The sequence below is a fragment of the Acetobacter lovaniensis genome (assembly GCF_014207635.1).
GTDB lineage: Bacteria > Pseudomonadota > Alphaproteobacteria > Acetobacterales > Acetobacteraceae > Acetobacter > Acetobacter lovaniensis.
Genome location: NZ_JACHIE010000033.1, coordinates 1 through 8,072, shown reverse-complemented (window position 1 = coordinate 8,072; position 8,072 = coordinate 1). Strand labels below are relative to the sequence as shown.

Below are 8,072 nucleotides of genomic sequence, written 5' to 3'. Positions count from 1 at the left end.
CTCACACCTTACGAATATGTCTGCAAAATATGGACTTCAGAGCCAGAAAAATTCATCATCAATCCAACCCATCAAAACACGGGACTAAACACCTAATCAAATGAGCTTCCGATATCCCGTACGCCTCGGATATCTCGCGAATAGAACAGAGGCGTTCCGTCCGAACGCCGAGATAGATTAGTGCGCGCAGCGCATAGTCGGTTTGCAATGTAAGTTTCATGGTTCTTTCAAGATGCATCATCTCGACAGGTATTTTCAATACTCCAGAAAAGGTATATGATAGGTAAACCTTAAAGGAGGAACCCATGTCCCAGCCTCTCGACGAAAAGACGCGTGCGATCATCTCTGCCACTGTCCCTGCGCTGAAAGCACATGGAACAGCTATCACAACAGAAATGTACAAGCGCCTGCTTTCCACCCCGGCCATTCGCGATCTGTTCAACCTCTCTCATCAGCAAGATGGAGAACAACCCAAAGCGCTGGCGTTGGCGGTCTTGTGCTATGCTGAACATATCAACAACCTCGGCGCGCTTGGCGGCATGGTCGAGCGGATCGCAGAGAAGCACGTTGGTCTGAACATCCTGCCTGAACATTATCCTTACGTAGCCGAGGCTCTGCTCGGAGCAATCGGTCATGTTCTTGGAGATGCCGCGACGCCGGAGATCGCCGACGCGTGGGGCAAAGCTTACTGGTTCCTCGCAGATATTCTTATCGGCCGTGAAAAGCAGATTTATGAGGAGCATGAGGGGGCACCGGGCGGTTGGGCCGGTTGGCGCGCTTTCCGCGTTCGTTCGCGTCGCGAGGAAACATCAACCATTGCATCGTTCGAACTGGTTCCCGTCGATGGCGGCACGCTCTTTCGCCATAAAGCGGGACAGTATCTCAGTTTCAAACTGGATGTTCCCGGCCACGACTCCCAGCGCCGGAATTACAGCATCTCCTCCACGCCTGGAGTAGATCATTATCGTATCAGTGTGCGTCGGCAGGAGGGTGGAGTCGTTTCAACGTGGCTGCATGACACCGTTCAGGTGGGCGATGTGCTGCAGGTCGCCAACCCTGCCGGCGATTTCTTCCTTGACGAGACGAGTGAATCGCCAGTCGTCTTTCTGACAGCCGGCGTTGGCCTCACGCCCGTAATATCAATGCTCGGCGATCTCGTCCAAGCATCCCCGAACCGCAAGATTCACTACGTTTATGGCTCGGATACCGCGGCGTTGGCAGCTTTCCGCGCGGAGGTTGAGGAGCTTGCCAGCCGCGGCGTTCTGGCAGCCGATTTCTTTTATGCGAAAGAACGTGCTCCCGCTGAAAGCCCCGGCGCAAATACGCACGCGGGACGTGTTACGACAACCTGGCTGCGGGAAAATATCGATCGTTCCGCCACTTATTACATCTGCGGACCAGATTCTTTCATGAGAGATATGGTCGATGCGCTACGGGCTGAACATCTGTCGGCAAAGCAGATCCGCTACGAGTTCTTCGGGTCAGCCGCCGATCCAGACCTTGTCCTCTCTGCCGCCTGATCCTTTTTTGAACGCTCGCCGTCCTGAGACGAGTGCGTACCGTGCGGGGGATCACAATCTCCCGCACGCGCCTATAGGGAGCTTTGTACTATGTCGGACTTAACCTCCCGCGTCACACCAGTCGCGGATCCGGTCAGTACCGTCCTGAAATGGATTCTTCTCGCGACCGGATTTCTGACTGCGGCACTTCTGATCTGGACGACGGAAGTAACCTATAAGGGCGCGCCCCCGCAGCCGGAGCAGTTCGTCTCGACCGACGGCAGCGTGCTTATTAAGGGCGCGGATATCATTGCGGGCAAGGGAGGCTTCCAGAAAGCCGATCTGATGGATTACGGGAGCCTGTACGGCATGGGCTCCTATTATGGTGAGGATTATACGGCCTCGATCATGAAACAACTGGCGCTCGCCACACGCGACAACATTGCGAGCGCAAACGATCATGCCGCATTCGCAAGCCTCCCGGCTGAGCGGCAGGACGCTATTACGGCAAAAATGCGCAGCGATCTCCATCATCTTGATCTGACCGCACCGACAGTGACGCTGCCTGATGAACTTGCCGCAGCAGTCGCATCTGTTCGCTCGGCAACCACGAACGCCCTGCTCCATCCAGATCGCAAGAGCGGCTGGACCGCGGCAAAGAGTCTCTCGCCTGCGCTTGCAGGTAAGACAGCCGATTTCCTGATCTATTCTGCATTAACAACAGTCGCCTGGCGTCCAGGCACAGACTATTCCTGGACGCAGAACTGGCCTTACGAGCCACTGGTGGGTAACGCTCCAACAAGCGAAACCTTTATCTGGACATGGGCAAGCTTCGGCTTTGTTTTTTTGGCTTTTGGCGCGGTACTGTTCATTTATGAATACTGGCTTAATGATGCGGATACGGACAAACGGGACGCCGAACTTCTCGTCATTCATCCACTGACACCAAGTCAAAAAAAGATCTGGAAATATTTCCTGCTTGTGGCTGGACTTATTCTTGTACAGATTCTCGTTGGTTCAATCATGGCGCACATGTATTATGATCGAACGAGTTTTTACGGCTTTGATATCAATCACTACATTCCGTTCAATGTCATGCGCGATCTTCATATTCAGGCACCGATCGTCTGGATCGGCCTGTCATGGATCGGGGCGGCGCTGTTCCTCGCCCCGGTCATCGCCGGGGGGAAAGAAGCCAAGGGTCAGGGCTGGCTCGTGGACGCGCTGTTCTGGACAACGGCCTTCGTGGTGGTCTGTGGTCTGGCTGGAAACTACCTCGGCGTTGTGGGCGTGATCGACGGGAACTGGTTCTGGTTCGGAAACCAGGGGCTGTCCTATATCCAACTGGGCCGCTTCTGGCAGATCGGATTTTTTGGTGGGCTGTCTCTATGGAGCGTCCTCGTTATGCGCGCTCTATGGCCATCGATATCACTATGGACCCGCGCAGCGCGCGACTTCTGGTCCGGTCATATCCGGCTCGAACATCTCATCTGGGCATCGACTGTCAATGTCGCAGTGCTGTATGCCTGCGGTATGATTCCGTTAACGGGTATCGAGAAATCGTTCACGATTTCCGATTTCTGGCGCTGGTGGGTCGTCCATCTCTGGGTAGAACAATCCTTTGAATTCTTTGCCGCGGCGATGACCGCCTGGACGCTCATGGCCACAGGCCTGATCTCGCGCCGTCTCGCTGAGCGCGGCATGTATTTCGAGGTTATCCTGATCTTTCTGGGGGGCGTGATTGGCACGGGGCATCATCTCTACTGGGCGGGCGAGCCAAGTTTGTGGATCCCGTTCGGTACGATGTTTTCCTTTATTGAGGTGCTGCCACTCGTCTTGCTTATCATGGAAGGGATCAGCCACTATCGGATGATCAGGAAGCGGGAGGATTTCCGCTACCGGTTGGGGACCATTTACGTCATCGGAGCCGCCTTCTGGAACTTTGTTGGTGCTGGCGTTTATGGAGGCGGCCTGCTAAACGCGCCGCTCGTGAATTATTATGAGCACGGCACATTCCTGACACTCAATCATGCCCATTCATCTCTTTTCGGCGCTTTCGGCGAACTGGCGATCGGCCTGATCTATTTCTGCCTGCGTTACATCCATGCAGAGGAAGCCTGTTTCTCTGAACGAGCAGGCCTGTGGGCGTTCTGGCTCTATAATGCGGGGCTGGTTATGTGGACGCTACTGAACTTCTTCCCGATTGGCTGGCCCCAACTTCTTGCGGTTTATGAACATGGTTATGCTTACGCTCGCAGCACCGCATTCTACGACAAGACCCTCTTCTGGCAGTGGATGCGCTTGCCCGGTGATGTCGTCTTTGCTGCGGGTGCGCTGATTATGGCGTGGGATTTTCTCGTCAAGCTTGCACCCGTCTATCCGGTATGGATACAGCGGCTTATCCCCGGCATAAAGATATCATCTGAAGTCAGCACGACGGAACATGCGTCATGATGCGACAAATGACTCTCTACGCTTTTTCTTCAAGAGTTTTTGTGTGACGTCATGGCGGTAGCTTCACCGGGTCACAGACGAGGAAATCAATCATGACGCAACCGTCCGACTTCACCGAACTGCTCACTCGGAAAGTACTTGAAACGCGTGCCGATGCGATCCTTGCCGCCGATCTGGATGGAATCATCCGGTTCTGGAATCCGGGCGCGGTAAGGATATTCGGATTTACGGAACATCAAGCTCTGGGGCAGTCGCTCGATATCATCGTTCCTGAAAAACAGCGTGCACGGCATTGGGAAGGATGGGAAGGTGTGATCCAGACGGGCAGAAGCCGCTATGCGGCAGACGAACGACTGGCCGTGCCTGCGATGACGTCTGATGGTCGTCGCATATCAGTCGAATTCACCATACTGATTCTGCATGATCAGTATGGTGAGATCGCTGGCATCGGCGCGATCATGCGTGATGTGACAACCCGTTTCAACGAACTCCGTGAACTGCGTATGAAGAGTGCAGGCTTACGGTCCGTCTGACAGACATGATGAAAAATCTGCGCGCGCCGTCAAACAATGGAATGAAAGCCATGACGCCTTACCGGACCACCGTCGAATTCAATGAACACACGATCCCGTCGGCTCTCCTCCGACAACACGAAACAAAAGCCGGAACATGGGGCATCATCCGGGTCATGGAAGGCGAACTCGACCTCATCTTTTTCGATCCTCCACGTGAAATCAAACTGACACCCACATGTCCAGGAAAGATCGCGCCACAAGAGGGTCATTGCGTCCGGCTTTTCGGGCCGGTGAGGATGAAGATCGAGTTCTACGACTGCGATCCATCAGACAACGTAGCCTGACGGGTTAAATCCTTACATCGCCAAACTCAACGCAGAGCCCTTATGAAAGGCGACATGACCCGTTTTCAGGCTCACGATCTCATATTGCGGCTCGTCTGGCGATGCGTGATGCCGATAACCATTTACCAGAAAGGGCGCGTCATGAATGGCCGTGATCCGCCCTTTCACATGACCAGCTTCTGAATTCCACGAAACGACATCTCCAATCTCGAATTTATATAATGACATGACAGAAAGCATCCCTACGACAAAGAATAAAAAAGAACCTCACCTGTTCTACTCGATCGGGCACTCGACACATACTTTGGAACAGTTCGTTACGCTCCTTCATCATTACGGCGTTACTCTCGTCGCGGATATCAGAGCATTCCCTTATTCCCGACGCAATCGAGACTATGACGAGAAGCGACTAGCGACGGAACTGAACGACAAGGCCATTGCATACACGCATATACCGGAGCTTGGAGGTCGCCGCCCACGCTCGAAAACTGTCGCGCCAGAACGCAACGCTTTCTGGCGTATCCAAAGTTTCCACAACTATGCTGACTACGCACTTGGAGAAGCCTTTCATCGCGGCGTGACAGAACTGATTGATCTGGGACAGCATGCAACAGTTGCCATCATGTGCGCCGAAATTCTCTGGTGGCGTTGCCACCGGCACATCGTTACCGACTATCTCATCGTCAATGGCATGCGCGTGACACACATTCTGTCCATGACTGCGGCGGAGCCCGGCCGCCTAACAGAAGCGGCTGTAGTTACCGAGGACGGCCGCCTCACCTACCCGGCGCCATCCCCGTTATCCGATCATATGTGAGCAGGACCGATGCATACCGTTCACGCGTCCGAAAGCGAGTTTGACGCCATTCCCATGTTTCGAGATCTGCCAGCAGAGAGCAAACGCCTGCTCTCTTCCGGCTCATCCATTGAAAATTACGAACGAAGCACAATTCTCTTCCAGCAGGGTGCAATGCCCGAATTCCTATTCGTCGTTCTGGATGGAATGCTGCATCTGTGCAGTGATACGATGGGCGGAAAAGGTGTTACTGTGACCTGTGCCAGAGCGGGTGACTTTGTTCTTCCCGCGGCGGTTATCACACGGAAACCTTATTTACTTCAGGCCCGCAGTATCTCGCAGGTAAGGCTTCTACGGGTAAAAACTCAGATCCTGCATGAGCTTCTTGAAAGCGACGGCTCTTTTAGTCTTGCATTCCTGAAACAAACATCCGAACAAATTCGTATCAATATCGAGGAGGTGAAGTCGCTCCGACTTAAAACCGGAACACAACGTTTTGCCGCTTTTCTGCTCAGAGAGGCTTATAGACAAAACAGTCGTGAGTTTATCGTTCTACCGTATGCCAAGACAATTTTGGCCTCCGAACTGGACATGACGCCTGAAAGCTTGTCGCGGGTCATCGCAAAGCTGCAAGGAACATCTTTACAGGTCAGTGGGACAATCGTGCATTTCCTCGATTACGATGCACTCGTGACATTGTGTGCCCGGGATTTCAGGACTTCCCCCAAACATGGGCAACAACACTCCATGCCTCCACCACCTGCTCCATCAGAATGAGAAATATCCAAGATTCTTTAGCGAACACAGCTACAGCGTGATCGGGGCGAATCGTGGTTATGACGCGCCATTTCTATGAGTTTCCTTGTCTGAAGATGTTCTGGCATGTTGGGGGCCGTGACGATTAGACTGGAAAGAGAGAGCGTATTGCAAGCTTTGGGCGATATGCGCCGCTTTGTCCTGTTGAACCGCCCCGGCTTTCCCGGAGGCTCCGATTTGTGAGAAGGAGCTTTCGTTATGAGCAAGACCCGGAACAAGTTTTCACCTGAAGTTCGCGAACGCGCGGTGCGGATGGTTGGCGAGCACCGTGCTGATTACGGCTCGGAGTGGGAGGCGATGACCTCGATCGCCAGCAAGATCGGCTGTACGGCCGAGACGCTGCGTCGCTGGTGCCGTGAGGAGGCGAGCCGACGAACGGCACCAGCGACGCAGGCGGCCGACGACAAAGCCCGGCTCAAGCTGTTGGAACGTGAGGTCAAGGAGTTGCGGCGGGCCAACGAGATTCTGCGCAAGGCGTCGGCATATTTTGCGCAGGCGGAGCTCGACCGCCAAGGCAAATGGTGATGTCGTTCATCGACAGCCATCGCGAGGATCTGGGTATCGAGCCGATTTGCCGGGAACTGGCGATCGCCCCGTCCTCCTATCATGAGCACGTGCGGCGCCTGGCCGATCCCGGCAGGCGTCCGGCCCGTGCTCGCCGGGATGACGAAATCAAGGCACAGATCAAGCGTGTCCATGAGGCCAGTTCCGGCCTCTACGGCGCGCGCAAGGTCTGGCATCAATTGCTGCGCGATGGCATTGCCGTCGCCCGGTGCACCGTGGAGCGCCTGATGGCAGCCATAGGCTTGGCGGGCGTTCGGCGCGGCAAGACGACGGTCACCACGGTCAGCAATCCCAAGGCCCCATGCCCGCTGGACAAGGTCAATCGTGAGTTCCGCGTTGAGCGCCCCAACGCACTGTGGGTGGTCGATTTTACCTACGTCCACACCTGGGCGGGGTTCGTCTATGTGGCTTTCGTGATCGACGCCTATGCCCGCCGGATCGTGGGCTGGAAGGTCAGCACCTCGGCCACCGCCGGGTTCGTGCTCGATGCCCTGGAGCAGGCGATTTACGCGCGGCGGCCCGGGCCGGAAGACGGCCTGATCCACCATAGCGACAGGGGCGTTCAGTACCTGGCCATGAACTACACCCAGCGCCTGGCCGAGGCCAATCTCGTGCCATCGGTCGGCAGCGTCGGCGACAGTTACGACAACGCTTTGGCCGAGACAATCAACGGCCTGTACAAGACCGAAGTGATCTGGCGCCAGCGTTCATGGCCGAGCGCATCCGCAGTCGAAATGGCGACCCTGCGCTGGGTTGACTGGTACAACAACCAGCGCCTTTTCGGCCCCATCGGCTACATCCCACCAGCCGAGGCCGAGGCCAACTACTATGCAGCCATAGAGACCCTCGATATGGTGGCCTGACCCAGTTGAAATGGCCTCCGGGAAAGCCGGGGCGGTTCAACGACGGATGCCGCCGCCAGTGATGGTGCGCGATTGAGAGAGGGGCTGCTGGATAAAACCAATACGGCCTCAAGCGTCTGGGCTGATACAGCGTATCGCTCAAAAGCCAATGAAGATTTCATGGAAAAGCATGGCTTTGTCTCAAAGGTTCACAGGAAGAAGCCGCATCTCAAACCCATGCC

General features: G+C 55.2%; 8 protein-coding genes, 2 pseudogenes and 1 other annotated feature. Of the genes and pseudogenes, 8 read left to right on the top strand and 2 right to left on the bottom strand.

What is annotated here, in order from left to right; all coding sequences use genetic code 11:
- Positions 1-85 precede the first annotated feature (85 nt).
- Positions 86-220, bottom strand: a pseudogene (locus tag HNR55_RS17140) (Rrf2 family transcriptional regulator); the annotation flags it as partial.
- Between the two features lie 85 nt (positions 221-305).
- Here HNR55_RS17140 and hmpA point away from each other — a divergent pair.
- From hmpA to HNR55_RS16355, 4 genes are all read left to right on the top strand, one after another.
- Entirely contained in the window at positions 306-1,520 is a 1,215-nt protein-coding gene (gene hmpA / locus HNR55_RS16370; protein ID WP_166117155.1) for an NO-inducible flavohemoprotein, read from the top strand.
- A 90-nt stretch (positions 1,521-1,610) separates the two neighbouring features.
- A complete protein-coding gene (locus HNR55_RS17135) occupies positions 1,611-3,953 on the top strand; it encodes a nitric-oxide reductase large subunit (RefSeq protein ID WP_166117157.1) in 2,343 nt (780 codons plus the stop codon).
- 92 nt (positions 3,954-4,045) lie between these two features.
- The gene (locus tag HNR55_RS16360) at positions 4,046-4,486 is read left to right on the top strand and encodes a PAS domain-containing protein (protein ID WP_166117159.1); all 441 of its coding nucleotides are present in this window, start codon (positions 4,046-4,048) and stop codon (positions 4,484-4,486) included.
- A gap of 5 nt (positions 4,487-4,491) precedes the next feature.
- Positions 4,492-4,812, top strand: coding sequence for a DUF1971 domain-containing protein (locus tag HNR55_RS16355; protein ID WP_242005659.1), 321 nt, complete (start codon positions 4,492-4,494; stop codon positions 4,810-4,812).
- 12 nt (positions 4,813-4,824) lie between these two features.
- Here the strand turns inward: HNR55_RS16355 and HNR55_RS16350 are convergent, their stop codons facing one another.
- Positions 4,825-5,040: a hypervirulence associated TUDOR domain-containing protein gene (locus tag HNR55_RS16350; RefSeq protein WP_166117161.1), complete on the bottom strand. Its 216-nt coding sequence runs from the start codon at positions 5,038-5,040 to the stop codon at positions 4,825-4,827.
- Between HNR55_RS16350 and HNR55_RS16345 the strand changes: the two genes are divergently transcribed.
- The 4 genes and pseudogenes from HNR55_RS16345 to HNR55_RS16330 form a co-directional block, all read left to right on the top strand.
- Entirely contained in the window at positions 5,039-5,629 is a 591-nt protein-coding gene (locus tag HNR55_RS16345; RefSeq protein WP_166117163.1) for a DUF488 domain-containing protein, read from the top strand. The two genes, HNR55_RS16350 and HNR55_RS16345, sit on opposite strands and share 2 nt — an antisense overlap.
- A gap of 9 nt (positions 5,630-5,638) precedes the next feature.
- Positions 5,639-6,385: a cyclic nucleotide-binding domain-containing protein gene (locus HNR55_RS16340; protein WP_166117165.1), complete on the top strand. Its 747-nt coding sequence runs from the start codon at positions 5,639-5,641 to the stop codon at positions 6,383-6,385.
- A 237-nt stretch (positions 6,386-6,622) separates the two neighbouring features.
- A protein-coding gene (locus HNR55_RS16335) for an IS3 family transposase (protein WP_408736998.1) occupies positions 6,623-7,851 on the top strand; the annotation gives its coding sequence in 2 pieces (ribosomal slippage) (positions 6,623-6,911 and positions 6,911-7,851; 1,230 coding nt in all).
- Positions 6,904-7,018: a sequence feature (AL1L pseudoknot), on the top strand. It overlaps the preceding gene by 115 nt.
- A gap of 42 nt (positions 7,852-7,893) precedes the next feature.
- Positions 7,894-8,072 (top strand): annotated as a pseudogene (locus HNR55_RS16330) (IS5/IS1182 family transposase); the annotation flags it as partial.